15 protein-coding genes are annotated in these 13227 nt (G+C 72.1%); 9 read left to right on the forward strand and 6 right to left on the reverse strand.

The window, feature by feature from the left end:
- The first annotated feature begins 31 nt into the window (after positions 1-31).
- A complete protein-coding gene (locus ITJ48_RS07085) occupies positions 32-958 on the forward strand; it encodes a LysR family transcriptional regulator (RefSeq protein ID WP_167260826.1) in 927 nt (308 codons plus the stop codon).
- Here the strand turns inward: ITJ48_RS07085 and ITJ48_RS07090 are convergent, their stop codons facing one another.
- The 4 genes from ITJ48_RS07090 to ITJ48_RS07105 all read right to left on the reverse strand — a co-directional run bounded on the left by ITJ48_RS07090 (position 959) and on the right by ITJ48_RS07105 (position 3803).
- On the reverse strand, positions 959-1378 hold the full coding sequence (locus ITJ48_RS07090; protein WP_192119034.1) for a uracil-DNA glycosylase: 420 nt from the start codon (positions 1376-1378) through the stop codon (positions 959-961).
- 257 nt (positions 1379-1635) lie between these two features.
- Positions 1636-2115, reverse strand: a complete 480-nt coding sequence (locus ITJ48_RS16635; RefSeq protein WP_370544855.1) for an HIT family protein — start codon at positions 2113-2115, stop codon at positions 1636-1638.
- Positions 2115-2684: a recombinase family protein gene (locus tag ITJ48_RS07100; protein WP_194612947.1), complete on the reverse strand. Its 570-nt coding sequence runs from the start codon at positions 2682-2684 to the stop codon at positions 2115-2117. Before ITJ48_RS07100 ends, ITJ48_RS16635 begins: the two co-directional genes overlap by 1 nt.
- A gap of 156 nt (positions 2685-2840) precedes the next feature.
- Positions 2841-3803: a LacI family DNA-binding transcriptional regulator gene (locus tag ITJ48_RS07105; RefSeq protein ID WP_194612948.1), complete on the reverse strand. Its 963-nt coding sequence runs from the start codon at positions 3801-3803 to the stop codon at positions 2841-2843.
- Positions 3804-4044: 241 nt separating this feature from the next.
- Between ITJ48_RS07105 and ITJ48_RS07110 the strand changes: the two genes are divergently transcribed.
- The 8 genes from ITJ48_RS07110 (at position 4045) to ITJ48_RS07145 (ending at position 11096) form a co-directional block, all read left to right on the forward strand.
- Positions 4045-4869 (forward strand): ABC transporter permease, encoded by an 825-nt coding sequence (locus ITJ48_RS07110; protein ID WP_370544819.1) that lies wholly within the window; start codon positions 4045-4047, stop codon positions 4867-4869.
- The gene (locus ITJ48_RS07115; protein ID WP_370544820.1) at positions 4866-5768 is read left to right on the forward strand and encodes an ABC transporter permease; all 903 of its coding nucleotides are present in this window, start codon (positions 4866-4868) and stop codon (positions 5766-5768) included. The genes ITJ48_RS07110 and ITJ48_RS07115 overlap by 4 nt, the downstream gene beginning before the upstream one ends.
- A complete protein-coding gene (locus ITJ48_RS07120) occupies positions 5765-6856 on the forward strand; it encodes an ABC transporter ATP-binding protein (RefSeq protein ID WP_370544821.1) in 1092 nt (363 codons plus the stop codon). The genes ITJ48_RS07115 and ITJ48_RS07120 overlap by 4 nt, the downstream gene beginning before the upstream one ends.
- A 119-nt stretch (positions 6857-6975) precedes the next feature.
- A complete protein-coding gene (locus ITJ48_RS07125; protein ID WP_192043258.1) occupies positions 6976-8049 on the forward strand; it encodes an extracellular solute-binding protein in 1074 nt (357 codons plus the stop codon).
- Positions 8049-9293, forward strand: a complete 1245-nt coding sequence (locus tag ITJ48_RS07130; RefSeq protein WP_228506222.1) for a hypothetical protein — start codon at positions 8049-8051, stop codon at positions 9291-9293. The genes ITJ48_RS07125 and ITJ48_RS07130 overlap by 1 nt, the downstream gene beginning before the upstream one ends.
- Positions 9294-9327: 34 nt before the next feature.
- Positions 9328-9576 carry a zinc-ribbon domain-containing protein gene (locus ITJ48_RS07135; protein ID WP_123546918.1) on the forward strand — a complete coding sequence of 83 codons (249 nt, stop codon included), beginning with the start codon at positions 9328-9330 and terminating at the stop codon, positions 9574-9576.
- A 225-nt stretch (positions 9577-9801) separates the two neighbouring features.
- The gene (locus ITJ48_RS07140; RefSeq protein ID WP_194612950.1) at positions 9802-10404 is read left to right on the forward strand and encodes a TetR/AcrR family transcriptional regulator; all 603 of its coding nucleotides are present in this window, start codon (positions 9802-9804) and stop codon (positions 10402-10404) included.
- 404 nt (positions 10405-10808) lie between these two features.
- The gene (locus ITJ48_RS07145) at positions 10809-11096 is read left to right on the forward strand and encodes a hypothetical protein (RefSeq protein ID WP_194612951.1); all 288 of its coding nucleotides are present in this window, start codon (positions 10809-10811) and stop codon (positions 11094-11096) included.
- Positions 11097-11129: 33 nt separating this feature from the next.
- On the opposite strand, the gene ITJ48_RS07150 is transcribed toward ITJ48_RS07145, so the two are convergent.
- Together ITJ48_RS07150 and ITJ48_RS07155 are read right to left on the reverse strand one after the other, a co-directional pair.
- Complete coding sequence (locus tag ITJ48_RS07150) at positions 11130-11348, reverse strand: hypothetical protein (RefSeq protein ID WP_192170559.1); 219 nt, start codon at positions 11346-11348, stop codon at positions 11130-11132.
- Between the two features lie 200 nt (positions 11349-11548).
- A complete protein-coding gene (locus tag ITJ48_RS07155; protein WP_194612952.1) occupies positions 11549-13102 on the reverse strand; it encodes a cryptochrome/photolyase family protein in 1554 nt (517 codons plus the stop codon).
- Positions 13103-13227 lie beyond the last annotated feature (125 nt).

Consider the following 13227-nt stretch of genomic DNA (forward strand, 5'->3'; position numbering starts at 1 on the left):
GTCCGGCTGCCGATACGGGCGGATGCTTGTGGTGTCACAATCGATCCTTGTGACCGGACTCCCTGTTGATCTCGAGACGCTCCGACTGCTGGAGGCGATCTCGAGATCGGGCAGTCTGGGCCGGGCCGCGACATCGGTGGGCATCAGCCAGCAGGCGGCGTCGTCTCGCATCACGGGCGCCGAGCGGCGGCTGGGTCGTACGTTGCTCGTCCGCTCTCGGGCGGGCTCGGCGCTGACCGAGCACGGACTCCTGGTGTGCGAGTGGGGCCGACCCCTGCTCGAGGCGGCGACCACCTTCGAACGATCGCTGCACACCCTGATGACCGGCGCCTCCGACGCTCTCCTCGTCGCGGCGAGTCAGACGGTGTCAGAGGCGCTGATGCCACGCTGGATGACAGCGGCAGCGGATCGTGTCCGGGTACGCCTGGAATCGGGCAACAGCGACTGGGTCGTCGACGAGGTCCGTTCGGGGCGCGCGCACCTCGGGTTCACGGAGACCCCTGATGAGGCCGACGGGCTCGCCACGACCGTCCTGGGTGTCGACGAACTGCTCGTCGTCGTCTCGCCGAGGCACGCATGGGCATCGAAGTCCGAACCCGTGACGGCAGCGGATCTCGCATCCACACCGCTCGTGTCTCGGGAGTCGGGCTCGGGCACCCGCCGGACCCTCGAGCTCGCCCTGGGGATCGACCCTGCCCTGATGGCAGAACCCGCTGCGCAGTTGTCGTCGACGGGCGCCATCCGGGCGGCCATCGCCGGCGGTGTGGGTCCGGGAGTCATCAGCTCGTTGCTGGTCGAGGACGACCTCCGTGCCGGGCGCCTCGTCACCGTCCCGGCAGCCGTCGACCTGAGGCGCCCGTTCCGCGCCGTGTGGTCGGCCGGTCTGAGCGCCGGGGCGCAGGATCTCCTGGCCGTGATCGCCGCGTCGCAGCACAGCCCCGACTCCTCGCCGAGATGATCAGAGAAGCGAAGCGTGCCGTAGGGCCGTGACGGCCCGCAGGTGCTTCTCGCCGGCGCGGGTGGCGTTCGCCGGCGACAGATGGGGTGCCGCGAGCACGGGCACGACCCTCGCACGCGGTTCCAGGGTGAAGTACCTCATCACGCCCGTCAGGGCCGGAGTGCCGAAGGTCACGATCGCCCGCAGCTGCGGCAGAGAAACGAGCAGCTGAGCCAGGGCAGGGCGTGCCTCGTCGAGATCGGTGACGGTCGGCGCCCGACCAAGGGCCCACGGGACGATGTTCCATCGCAGGTAGACGTTCCTGCCCAGACCCGACTCGATCCGTGCTCGCCTGAACGCAGACGCCGTCGGCCCCGGGTTGTCCTCACTGCTGATCGCGTCCTCGCCCTGCTTGATCGTGGCAGGACCGGGTGATTCCATCAGCACGAGAACTGTCGCCGCTGCTCCTCCACCTGATGGGTCGAAGCCCGGCACGAAGCGCGCACGTCCTGGTCCGGAGCTCCGCCATTCCGATACGAGCTGATCGAGGCCCCTGGGCTGCTGCATCCCTAGACGCTACGACGTTAGGGACCGTTTCCGCCCACGCTCACCGACGACACGGAACGACCACGACGGCGTCCTCTCCGAGTGCGCTCGCCCCACAGCAAGTGATCCAGTGGGGGATGGGATATCGGGCGCTACTCGAACATCTCCGCCAAGGCCGCGTGGGGGTCTCCGTCGAACTGGTGAGTAGAGGGCCGTGGTGGCCAATGGGTGGTCTCGTCGTCAGGCCAGCACGGGACGACATGGAAATGCAGGTGCGGAACACTCTGCCCAGCATCTTGGCCCGAGGCTTGGAGAAGGACGGTACCCGTGGCCCCGAGCCCGCCTCGCATCGCTCGCGCGACGCGCTGTACCAGGGCGATCGTCGCCGCCAGCGAGCGAGGCGATGCCGTGCGGAGGTCCGTGGTGTGTTCGACGGGTACGACCAGAGTGTGCCCGGGAGCGAGTGCCGAATCGGGCAGAGGCGCGAAGGCCACGGCGTCGTGTTCACGTTCTATCCACACGGCCGGAGACGAACCGTCGATGATGCGGCAGAACGGGCAGGCCTCCAACTGCTCAGCCTCGTGTGGCGCCGCCGCCACCTGAACCTGCACCTCTGGTGAACCCATGTCCATCACGCCTGCTCTCCTCGCTGGATCGCGCGGTAGACCGTCGAACGGGCCACGCCAAAGAGCTCGGCGATCTCGCTGGTGGTGTGGGCGCCGGTGCGGTGCAGCTGCACGAGGTGCTTCTCCTGCGAGGCAGTGAGCTTGGGCTTGCGACCTCGGAGCTTGCCGGCGGCCTTGGCGATCGCCATGCCCTCCCGCGTGCGGGCACGGATGAGGTCGGCTTCGAACTCGGCGACCATGCCGAGCACGTTGAAGAGGAGCCGACCCACCGGGTCGGTGGGGTCGTAGACCGCTCCCCCGAGGTTCAAGGCGACGCCCTTCTTCGTCAACTCGTCCGCGATGTCGGTCGCATCGCGCAACGACCTGGCGAGACGGTCGAGCTTCGTCACGACCAGGACATCGCCGGCGCGGCACGCTGCCAGCGCCTCGCGTAGGCCCGGGCGTGCTCGAGTCGTGCCCGACAGGCCGTGATCAACGTGGACGTGTTGATCGTCAACACCGAGTGCTGCGAGACCATCACGTTGTGCTGCGAGATCCTGTCCCGAGGTCGAGACGCGGGCGTATCCGATGAGCATTCGATGACTGTAGCGTTTAGACCCCCATCACCGGGCATTTTTGCGGGACAGGCATACGCGAATTCGCAGGCCAGGCGCCCCTTGACCTCGGCCGGCCGAAGCAGGCCCGCCGAGGTGTCCCGGTGAACGACCGGCACCCGGGCGCTCCGGGCAGCGTCACGCCCCGGCGGGCCAGCGCACCGGGACGGGGAGGCGACGCTGTGCTCGCTCCGTGCCCGCGCCTCCTCGGCCGTCGACCAGGTCGAGCAGCAGGCCCGTCGCGACGCGGCCCAGCTCGTCGCCGTCGACGTCGATCGCCGGGACCCCGACGAGGCCGAGCGAGTCGACGACCATCCGCTCCGAGCTGACGACGACCCGGGAGGAGGCGGGCCGGTCTCCCAGCGCGAACATCAGCCCCAGCCCGATCGCGGTCGCGTAGGGCACGACGGCCGTCGCCCGCGCCTCGAGCACCGCGGGCAGCACCGAGACCCCCGCCGCGAAGGTGGAGGGGAACGGCCCGAGCCGCACGAGCGACGTACGCCCGTGCGCGGCACGGGTGACGGCCTCGGTGCGCTGGGCGTCCTGCCACGAGCCCTCCGGTCCGCCGACGTAGACGATGCGCTCGTGGCCGTCGTCGACCAGGCGCGTGACGAGCGACCCGAACGCCGCGGCGGTGTCGGCCACGACCGACGAGAGCCCGGCGACCTCACGGTCGACGAGCACGGTCGGCTTCGAGGAGGCGGCGGCCGCGACGACCTCGTCGGGCCCGCGGGGCGCCACCACGATGAACCCGTCGACCTGGGCCGAGAGCCGCTCGAACGCGACGAGCTCGTCCGGGTGCGCCAGCGGGTGCACGGCGACGGTCAGCTGCATGTCGTGCTCGCCGGCCAGCGCCTGCGCGCCCGCGATCACGGGCGTGAAGTACGAGTTCTCGAGCGTGGGGACGACCAGGGCGATCAGACCGCTGCGACCCCGGGCGAGCTGGCGCGCGGCGCGGTTCGCGACGAAGCCGAGCTGCTCGGCGGCGGCGAGCACACGACCCGCGGTCTCGGGCAGCACCAGCTCGGGACGGCTGAGGGCGCGGGAGGCGGTCGCCTTGGAGACCCCCGCGAGCGCGGCGACGTCGGCCAGTGTCGACATGCGCGTCCCCTCCGTCGTCGTGCCTGCAGCGAGCCTAGGGGCACGGCCGGACCACGTTTCACATGATCGTTACACGCGGTGGTCGTGCTGCCCCCAGGGGGACCCTATGGTTGATGAGACCGGTTGCACAACCGGTTGCACCGCCTCCTCGACTCCCCTGTCACTGCCCCCTCGGCGACCTGGGCGCCGACGAGGCGGCCCCGTACGAACGTCGTACCCCGACCGCCACGAAAGGCTCGTCGTGACCACTCGCAAGACCGCCCTGCTGCTGTTGCTGCCCGGGCTCGCCTTCCTGCTCGTCGGGTTCCTCGTCCCGTCGCTGGCGATGCTCGTCGCCCCTCCCGGCGTGGGCACGGGCGAGGTGCTGGGCCGCGTCGGCCAGATGCTCACCGACCCGTACGACCTGAGGATCATCGGCCGCACCGTCGGCCTCGGGCTGATCGTCACCGCCGTCTGCGTCGTGCTCGGGTTCCCGATCGCGTACCTGCTGGCCCGCTCCACGTCACGCTGGTCGAGCGTGCTGCTCGCCCTCGCGATCTTCCCGCTGCTGCTCAGCAACGTCGTCCGCACCTTCGGGTGGCTCGTCGTGCTCGGCTCCCAGGGCGCCATCGGCCAGCTGCTTGTCGGCCTCGGCCTCGTCGACCGGGCGCCGCAGCTGCTCTACACCGAGCTCGCGATCGTCCTCGGCCTCACGCAGCTGTTCCTGCCGCTCGCGATCATCTCGTGCTACTCGGCCGTCGCCCAGGTCGACGCCGGCCTCGACGACGCCGCCCGCGGCCTCGGAGCCAGCCGGTCGCGCACCTTCTGGGGCATAGTCGTCCCGCTCTCGAGCCCGGGCATCGTCGTCGCCGCGACGCTCGTCTTCGCCGGCTCGGTCACCGCGTACACGACCCCCTACCTGCTCGGCGGGTCGAGCCAGCGCATGCTCAGCACCCAGCTCTTCTCGTACTCGAGCGTCACGATCGACTGGGCCGGCGCCTCCGCCACGGCCCTGATCATGACCGTGCTCGTCTTCGTCGTCTCGGGCCTCTCGTCGCTCGTCGCCCGCAAGGGAGCCACCCAGTGACCCGCACCAGCACGCCCCGCAGCAGCACGACCGCCGACAGCAGCGCGACCGTCGGCGCCGACACCGCCCGTCCCGGCAAGCCGGCCCGCAGCAGCAAGACCCCGGGCACCGGACGCCCCGTCGCCGGGACCCTCGCCGTCGCGGGCTACGTCGTCATGATCGTGCCGATCCTGTTCGTCGTCGCGACGGCGTTCACGGGCGGCCGGACGCTGACGTTCCCGCCGCAGGGCTTCTCGCTGCAGTGGTTCGAGAAGGCCGTCACGTACGCGCCCTTCACCGGCGCCCTCGTCTCGAGCCTGCAGCTCGCCGTGCTCGCCACGGTCATCGCGCTGGCGGTCGGCGTGCCGGTCACCCTCGCGATCCACCGCGGACGCCTGCCCGGCAAGGGCCTGATCGAGGGCATGTTCCTCTCGCCGCTGATCGTGCCCGAGCTCGTGGTCGGCCTCGCGCTCTACCAGCAGCTGATGATCGGCTTCGGGCTCGCCAACTTCCCCACGCTGCTGATCGGCCACACCGCGCTGATGATGCCGTACGCGGTCCGGGTGACGGGCGCCTCCCTCGCCCTCGCCGACCCGTCGCTCGAGGAGGCGGCCCGCGGACTCGGCGCCAGCCCGGTCCGCGCCTTCTTCACCGTGACGCTGCCGTTGCTGCGGCCCGGCATCTTCTCGGCGGCGCTGCTCAGCTTCGTCACCTCGTTCAACAACGTCCCCCTGTCGCTGCTGCTGCAGAGCCGCGACTTCCGCACCCTGCCGGTCACGATGCTCGACTACGTGCAGCAGAGCTACGACCCCATGGTCGCGGCGATGGCCACGCTGATCCTCGCGGCCACCGTCGTCGTCGCCGTGGTCGCCGAGCGCACCGTCGGCTTCGCCAAGATCTTCGGAGGCATCAACAAGTGAGCACCCCAGACCCCGCCGGCACCCGCCCCGTCACCGAGCACGCCAGCGCCGAGCACGCCGCCGCCGAGCGCCCCGCCGCCGAGCTGCGCGGCGTCAGCCAGGTCTTCGGCGACTTCACCGCCGTCGACGGCATCGACCTGTCGATCCGCCGCGGAGCCCTGACGACCCTGCTCGGCCCGTCGGGCTGCGGCAAGACGACGACGCTGCGCATGCTCGCCGGCTACTCGGCCCCGACGAACGGCACGATCCTGATCGACGGCGACGACATGACCCGCACGCCGCCCGAGAAGCGCGGGCTCGGCATGGTGTTCCAGTCGTACGCGCTGTTCCCGCACCTCTCGGTCGCCGAGAACGTCGGCTACGGCCTGAAGCTGCGCCGGGTGCCCGCCGACGAGCGCGCCCGTCGCGTCGCCGAGACCCTCGACCTCGTCGGCCTCGGGCACCTCGCGGCGAGCAAGCCGAAGAAGCTCTCCGGCGGCCAGCAGCAGCGCGTCGCCCTGGCCCGGGCCATCGCGATCCGCCCGAAGCTGCTGCTGCTCGACGAGCCGCTCTCGAACCTCGACGCCCGCCTCCGGGTCCAGATGCGCGCCGAGATCCGCCGCATCCAGGGCGAGACCGGGCTCACCGTCGTCCTCGTCACCCACGACCAGGACGAGGCCCTCGAGATGAGCGACGACATGGTCCTCATGCGCGCCGGACGCATCATGCAACAGGGCGCCCCGCAGAGCGTGTTCCCGGCACCCGCGAACCGCTTCGTCGCCGACTTCCTCGGCTACGAGAACTTCGTCTCCGCCGCCGACGGCACCTCGCTGACGGTCCGGCCCGAGCACCTGGTGGTCGAGCCCACCGCAGGAGGTGCGGGTCGGGCGGCGGCACCGGCCGCGGCCGGCCTGCACCTCCCCGGCACCGTCACCGACGTCGCGTACCGCGGCGTCGACCTGCTCGTCACGGTCGCCGCGATCGACGCCTCGGGCGCTCGCGTGCGGCTCGTGTCCGACGTGCGCGCCACGGGCACGTCGTCGCTCGCGCCCGGCGACGACGTCGTCGTGACCGCGCCGCAGTCGCGGCTCGTCGCGCTGGCCGACTGAGCCGGCCCGCGCCTCCTGCACCTGGCCCCTCCGCTCCGCCCCTCTCCCCTGGACCGCACCCGCGCGTCCTGCCCTCCGCGCCTCCTGCACCCCCTCTGCCCTTCCTCGAAAGGACCACCATGACCCGCACCTCCCGCACACGGCCCCTGGCCCTCGCCGCCGGCCTCGCCGTCTCCGCCGTCGTGCTCGCCGGCTGCTCGTCGGGCGACGCCTCGTCGTCGGACGCCGAGAGCATCGTCGTCAGCACGTTCCCGTTCGGCGTCGAGGAGTTCCAGGAGGCGGTGGTCGACCCGTTCACCGAGGCCACCGGCATCGAGGTCGAGATCGAGACCGGCTCGAACGCCGACCGTCTGTCGAAGCTGCAGCTCGCCGACGGCGACCCCGGCATCGACGTCATGCTGATCAGCGACTACTACGCGGCCCTCGGCCAGGAGGACGACCTGTTCCAGCAGGTCGAGGCGGCCGACGTGCCGAACCTGGAGGCCATCGCCGACTTCGCGACCGAGGACGCCTACGTCGGCCCCGCCTACAGCTACCAGCTCAACGGCACCCTCTACTCGACCGACGAGCTCGACGCCGACGAGGCCGCCGACTGGTCGCTGTACGGCGACTCCGACCTCGAGGGCCGTGTGGCCCTGCCCGACATCTCGGTGACCGCCGGCCAGCTGATGGTCTCGGGCGTCGCCTCCGAGTTCGGCGACGGCCCCTACGACATCGACGCCGCGCTCGAGCAGCTCGGCGAGTGGTCGCCGAACGTGCTGCAGTTCTACAGCTCGTCGACCGAGGTCACGAACCTGCTGACGCAGGGCGAGATCGTCGCCGCCGACGCGCTCAGCGGCTTCGCCACCGACCTGGTCGCCTCGGGCGAGCCCGTCGCCTGGACGCCGCCCGCGACCGGCAAGTACATGGCCACCAACCGCGCCATGATCCCCACGGGCGCCGAGAACGTCGACGGCGCCTCGCAGTTCATCGACTACCTGCTGTCGGCCGAGGCGCAGTCGTCGTCCGCCGAGATCGTCGGCGACCTGCCCGTGAACCCCGACGCGACCGTCCCCTCGACCATCCAGGACGTCGTCGGCGACATCGCCGCCGACCCGATCGCCGCCGGCTACGCCACGCTCGACCCGACCGAGCTCGTCCCGACGCGCGCCGAGTGGGTCGACCGCTTCGCTCGCGAGGTGACGTCGCGCTGATGGGTGCCGACGCACGCCTCCTGACCTCCGACCCGGTGCCCTCCGGCTCGCGGACCGCTGGTTCGCCGGCCGCCGGCTCGCCGACCGCAGGCTCGCCGAGCGCCTCCTCGCCGACCGCCTCCTCGCTGCCGGGGTGGTACCTCGACCGGATGCCGAAGACCGACCTGCACTGCCACCTGATCGGCACCGTGCGGGCGTCCACCTTCGCGGAGCTCGCCCGGCGCGAGGGCCTCGCCCTGCCCGCCGAGCCCGAGCGGATCTTCGCCGACATCAACTCGCTGCCGCCCGACCCGGCGCTGTACCGCGACACGCGCATCCCCGTGCCGCAGGGCCGCAGCGAGGGCGAGCCCGACGTGTCGTACTCGCTGTTCCAGGCGTCGGGGTGGGTCGTCGAGGTGCTCCGCGACGCGGACGACCTGACCCGCATCACGTACGAGGCCTTCGAGGAGGCGCACCGCAGCAGCGGGACCCGTCACCTCGAGCTGTTCTTCGACGCCGTGCCGCCGCACCTCGAGTCGCTCGGCTACGCCGGGTCCGTCGAGGCGTACGCGGAGGGCATCCGCATGGCGGAGCGCGACTTCGGCATGACGGGCCGGATGATCCAGGGCATCGACCGCAGCCGGTCGGGCGAGCACGCGCTCGCCCTCGTGCAGCAGGTGGTCGACCACCCGCACGAGTACGTCGCCGGCATCGGGCTCGACAACCTCGAGACCGCAGGCCCGCCCGAGCGCTTCGTCGACGCCTACCGGCTCGCCGGGGAGGCCGGCCTCGGCCGCACCGCGCACTCGTCCGAGCACGCGCCGACCGCGGTGAACACGATCACCTGCCTCGACCAGCTCGGCTGCGACCGCATCGACCACGGGTACTACGTGCTCGAGGACGACGACGTCGTGGCGCGGATGCGCGACGAGCAGGTCGTTTTCACGGTCGTGTCGACGACGTCGCGTCGCTCGTGGCGGCCGTGGCGCCGCGCGTCGATCGCCGCGATGCTCGACGCCGGGCTGAACGTCGTCCCGGCGTCGGACGACCCGGGCATGTTCCCCACCTCGCTCGCCCAGGAGTACCGCATCGTCTCGGAGCAGATCGGCGCGAGCGCCGACCAGGTGCGCGGCATGGCCCTCGCCGGCGTCGACGCGTCGTGGCTGCCCGCGGCCGAGAAGGCGGCGCTGCGCGAGCGGTTCGTCGCCGAGCTCGCGGCGCTCGCTTCGCAGCTGGGGTCGGAGCTCGGGGTCGGAGCTCGCTGAGCGGCGTCGGCCGGGGCCTCGGTAGCGTCGGGGGATGTTCCTGCTCTTCGGCACCTCCGTCCGCCAGGCCCTGCTGACCGTCGTCGTCTTCGCCTGCCGGTTCTGCGGACGCACCGTCGACCAGCAGGTCGCCCGCCGCTCGACGCGCTTCACGCTGTTCTTCGTGCCGCTGTTCACGGTGTCGAAGCGGTACCACGTGCAGTGCACGAACTGCGGCGGCGTCACCGACCTCACGCGGGAGCAGGCCGAGCACTCGCAGGAGTGGGCGGCGCGGCAGGGCTGACGGGCGCCTCCTCGGGGCTTGCGCCGCGCCTCCTCGCGGGCTCGCACCGCGCCTCCTCCGGGCGCGGCCGGCGCACGCCGCGCCGTCTGCGGGACCGTCGCGTGGCACCCGGGTTGGGGGCGCGGAGGGGGTGGTCGGGACCGGCTGCCTGCTCCAAGCTGGGGACACGGACGACAGGCGGGGACTCACCCACCCGCCGCGGACGCCAGCCACGGAGGAGACCGCGTGAGCACGATCACCGCGCACCACGAACCGAGCGCGTTCGAGACCAGCGTCGCGGACCGCAAGCGCATCGTCGCCGCCACCGTCGAGACGCTCGACGCCGTCGGCTGGGACGCGACCGACGTCTCCGCCGTTGCCCGGACCGCGGGCATGTCGCCCGCCTGCGTCGAGCGGCACTTCCCGTCGTGGGAGGGACTCGTGCTCGCCGCCGTCGACCGGTGGAACCTCGACCGCTTCGAGCAGGTCGCCCGCGAGACGGCGGGCGCGGCGACGCTCGGCTTCGTGCGCGGACTCGTCGCGCACAGCAACGTGCACCGCGGGCTGTCGCGCTCGCTCATGACGCTCTCGATCGGCTCGGCCGACGCGGGCGACCTCTCGGGACGGTTCGTCCGCGACAGCTACCGCGACTTCCACGCGATGGTGTTCCAGGGGCTCGCGTTCGACCTCAGCCAGGGCGAGATCCCCGCGGGCACCGACGTCGCCGCCCTCTCGACCAGCGTCGTCGCGCTCTACATGGGCCTGCAGCTGCAGATGCTGCTCCAGCCCGACCACGACGTCGTCGTCGCGTTCGACCTCGGGCTCGAAGGGCTCACCCGCGGCTGGTGACCGCGGGCTGCCCCACGGTCCTCTCCTCATTCAGGAAGATCTGTCCTGCGTTGCGCGGCGGGGGGAGCGTGGGTCCTGAGTCGTGCACGGATCAGGAGTCCGCGATGCCCGCCTCCTGAGTTGCGCTGCGGCGCGGTCGACGCGGCGCGCGCGGCCGACGCGACGCGCGCGACCGACGTGGCGCGCTCGTCGACCTCCGCCTGCCGAGCGAGCTCGACGAGCGAGACGAGCGCGGCGTGGAGACGAGCGCGGCCGCGGCACGACGTGTCGAGGAGTCAGGCGTGCGTGTCGTCGAGACGCCGCCTGCCCCGCAGTGGGCACGCGTCGCGACGCTGACACCTGGATCCTCGACACGTCGCGGCGCTGACGAGCGCCGAGGACCCCAGACGTGTCAGGCTCGGTGCATGCGCATCGACGAATGGTGGTCCGAGCTCGTCCCCTCGACCCGACAGTGGCTGATCGACAACGCGGGCGAGGTCGTCCCCGCCTGGGTGCTCGAGCAGATCACCGCCGTCACGGGCGAGCCGACGGCCGACGACGACTGGGCCGCCGACGTGGACGCCGACGAGTTCTACCTCTCGGACGACGCGACCGACTGGGTCGAGGCGGCCGGCAACGACGAACTCGACGACACGGACGAGAGCGAGCTCGTCACGGACGACGAGGAGGCGGCGGGCACGTCCGCCAGCTGACTCGCGACCGCGTCGCTGAGAGCCGCCGGGAGCTCAGAGGGCGGGGACCTGCGCGTCGTCGTCCGCCGAGTCGAGCAGCACGCGCGGGGCGGCGCTGACGCCGAGCGCCTCGCCGAGGTGGTCGGCCGTGCGGCGGGCGAACGAGCGACGGGCCGAGGCGGCCAGGGCGCGCCGCTCGGCAGCTGCCTCCCACACGCCGGGGTCGGTCACGTCGTCGACGAACAGCGGTCGGCGTGGTCGCTGCTCGGTCATCGTGGCCTCCTCGGGGTCGCATCGGGTCTGCACGATGTTCGCAGCCCGAGGCCCCGGAGAGGGAATCGAGGACGCCCCCAGTTCTGGTGGTTCGTTCGACGGCCAGGCAGCCGTTCGGAGTCGAGGCACGGCTAGGCGCGGCGCGGCGCGAACCAGGCAGCCGGAGGAGGCGCGGCGCGAGCCGAGCGGGACGCGACCGGTCAGGGGGTCGTGCGCGCCGCCTCCTGCGCGACGACCTCGTCCAGGTCGTCGAGGCGTCGGAGCCCCTGGAGGGGACGCATCATTCGCGGGTTGCCCTGCAGCGCCGGCTCGACCCGGTCGAGGAACGCCCAGTAGCCCGCCGTGAACGGGCACGCCTTCGGGCCGACCCGGACGGTCGGCGAGAACGGGCACGAGCCGCAGTGGTCGCTCATCGAGTGGATGTAGCGGCCCCCGGCGGCGTACGGCTTGGTCGCCACCACTCCCCCGTCGGCGTGCTGGGACATGCCGACGATGTTCGCCGGCATCACCCACTCGGTGCCGTCGACGAAGACGTCCGTGAACCAGTCGGTGAGCTCGGCCGGCCGGTAGCCGCGCTGCAGCGCCCAGTTGCCGAGGATCATCAGCCGCTGGATGTGGTGCGTCCAGCCGTGCTGGTGCACCGTCTCGAGCGTGCTGCGCAGGCACTCGGCCTGGACCTCGGACGCGTCGACCTGCCGCCACCACCGGGGCAGCGGCTCGGTCGCGCCGAGGGCGTTGTTGTCGGTCGTGTACGACTCGCCCAGGTGCCAGTACAGGTGCCAGACGTAGTCGCGCCAGCCGGCGATCTGACGGACGAAGCCCTCGACGCTCGCCAGGGGCGCGCCTCCTGAGGCGTGGGCCTCGAGCACGCGCTCGACCACGTGGCGGGGATCGAGCACGCCGAGGTTCATCGGCACGCTGAGCAGGGAGTGCGACATCGTCCAGTCGTTCGAGAGCATCGCGTCCTCGAAGGGGCCGAAGTCGCCGAGGCGGGTCTCGACGAAGTCGTCGAGGGCGGCCTCGGCCTCGGCCGGCGTGACCGCGAAGCGGCGCCGGTCGTCGGCGCCGACGAACACGACGCTGCCGTCGGCGACCCACGCGTCGAGGTCGGCGCGGACCGCGTCGTCGATCTCGTCCTCGTCGGGCCAGACCGGGTCGGGCAGGCCGAGCGTCGTCGCGCCCTTCGGCGGCGGGTTGCGGTTCTGCTCGTCGAGGCTGAACTTGCCGCCTGCCGGCCCGTCGCCCTCGATCAGCCAGTCCTCACGGCGACGGACGGTCTCGTAGTGGTTCTCCATGAGGAGGCGCCCCTTGCGGGAGGCCGCCCAGGTCGCGAACTCCTCCTCGCTCGTCACGAACCCGCGGCTCGGCAGCACGCGGACGTCGCGGCCCTCTCGGCGGACGGCCGCGCGGAGCTGGTGGTCGGGCGGGTCGACGACCTCGAACGGGCCGAGCCCGGCGGCGTCGTCGAGCACCTCGTCGAGGGTGTCGACCTGCACGTGGGTCGCCCGGTCGCCGAGCGCGGCGACCCGGTGCCGCAGCGCCGAGAGCCAGAGGTGCGCCTTCGCGCGGTGCATCGGCCGACGGGTGAAGGCGTCGCGTGCCTCGACCACGACGACGGGGCCGCCGTCGTCGAACTCGTCGCCGTACTGCCCGGGCAGGATCAGCCGTGCGCGGGCGGGGGCGTCGGCGGGGCCCTCGCCGCCGCGCGCAGCGTCGTCGGGGGCGTCGGCGGAGGCGGTCGGCGTCTCGGACATGCTCGGAACCTACGCCCCGCCGCCGACAACACCGGCGGCACGGACGCTGCCGAGCGGCACGAGAGGCCGCAGATCGACCCGGCCGACGCCTCCCTGGTCGATTCGAGGCCTCTCGTCGGGTGAGA

Source organism: Frigoribacterium sp. VKM Ac-2530 (assembly GCF_015350835.1).
Taxonomy (GTDB): Bacteria; Actinomycetota; Actinomycetes; order Actinomycetales; family Microbacteriaceae; genus Frigoribacterium.

Bases quoted from the DNA above. Each gene is read 5' to 3' on its own strand.
- ITJ48_RS07090 (WP_192119034.1), bottom strand. From the start codon at position 1,378: ATGGAATCACCCGGTCCTGCCACGATCAAGCAGGGCGAGGACGCGATC.
- ITJ48_RS16635 (WP_370544855.1), bottom strand. From the start codon at position 2,115: ATGGACATGGGTTCACCAGAGGTGCAGGTTCAGGTGGCGGCGGCGCCA.
- ITJ48_RS07100 (WP_194612947.1), bottom strand. From the start codon at position 2,684: ATGCTCATCGGATACGCCCGCGTCTCGACCTCGGGACAGGATCTCGCA.
- ITJ48_RS07105 (WP_194612948.1), bottom strand. From the start codon at position 3,803: ATGTCGACACTGGCCGACGTCGCCGCGCTCGCGGGGGTCTCCAAGGCG.
- ITJ48_RS07125 (WP_192043258.1), top strand. From the start codon at position 6,976: ATGACCCGCACCTCCCGCACACGGCCCCTGGCCCTCGCCGCCGGCCTC.
- ITJ48_RS07130 (WP_228506222.1), top strand. From the start codon at position 8,049: ATGGGTGCCGACGCACGCCTCCTGACCTCCGACCCGGTGCCCTCCGGC.
- ITJ48_RS07135 (WP_123546918.1), top strand. From the start codon at position 9,328: ATGTTCCTGCTCTTCGGCACCTCCGTCCGCCAGGCCCTGCTGACCGTC.
- ITJ48_RS07145 (WP_194612951.1), top strand. From the start codon at position 10,809: ATGCGCATCGACGAATGGTGGTCCGAGCTCGTCCCCTCGACCCGACAG.
- ITJ48_RS07150 (WP_192170559.1), bottom strand. From the start codon at position 11,348: ATGACCGAGCAGCGACCACGCCGACCGCTGTTCGTCGACGACGTGACC.
- ITJ48_RS07155 (WP_194612952.1), bottom strand. From the start codon at position 13,102: ATGTCCGAGACGCCGACCGCCTCCGCCGACGCCCCCGACGACGCTGCG.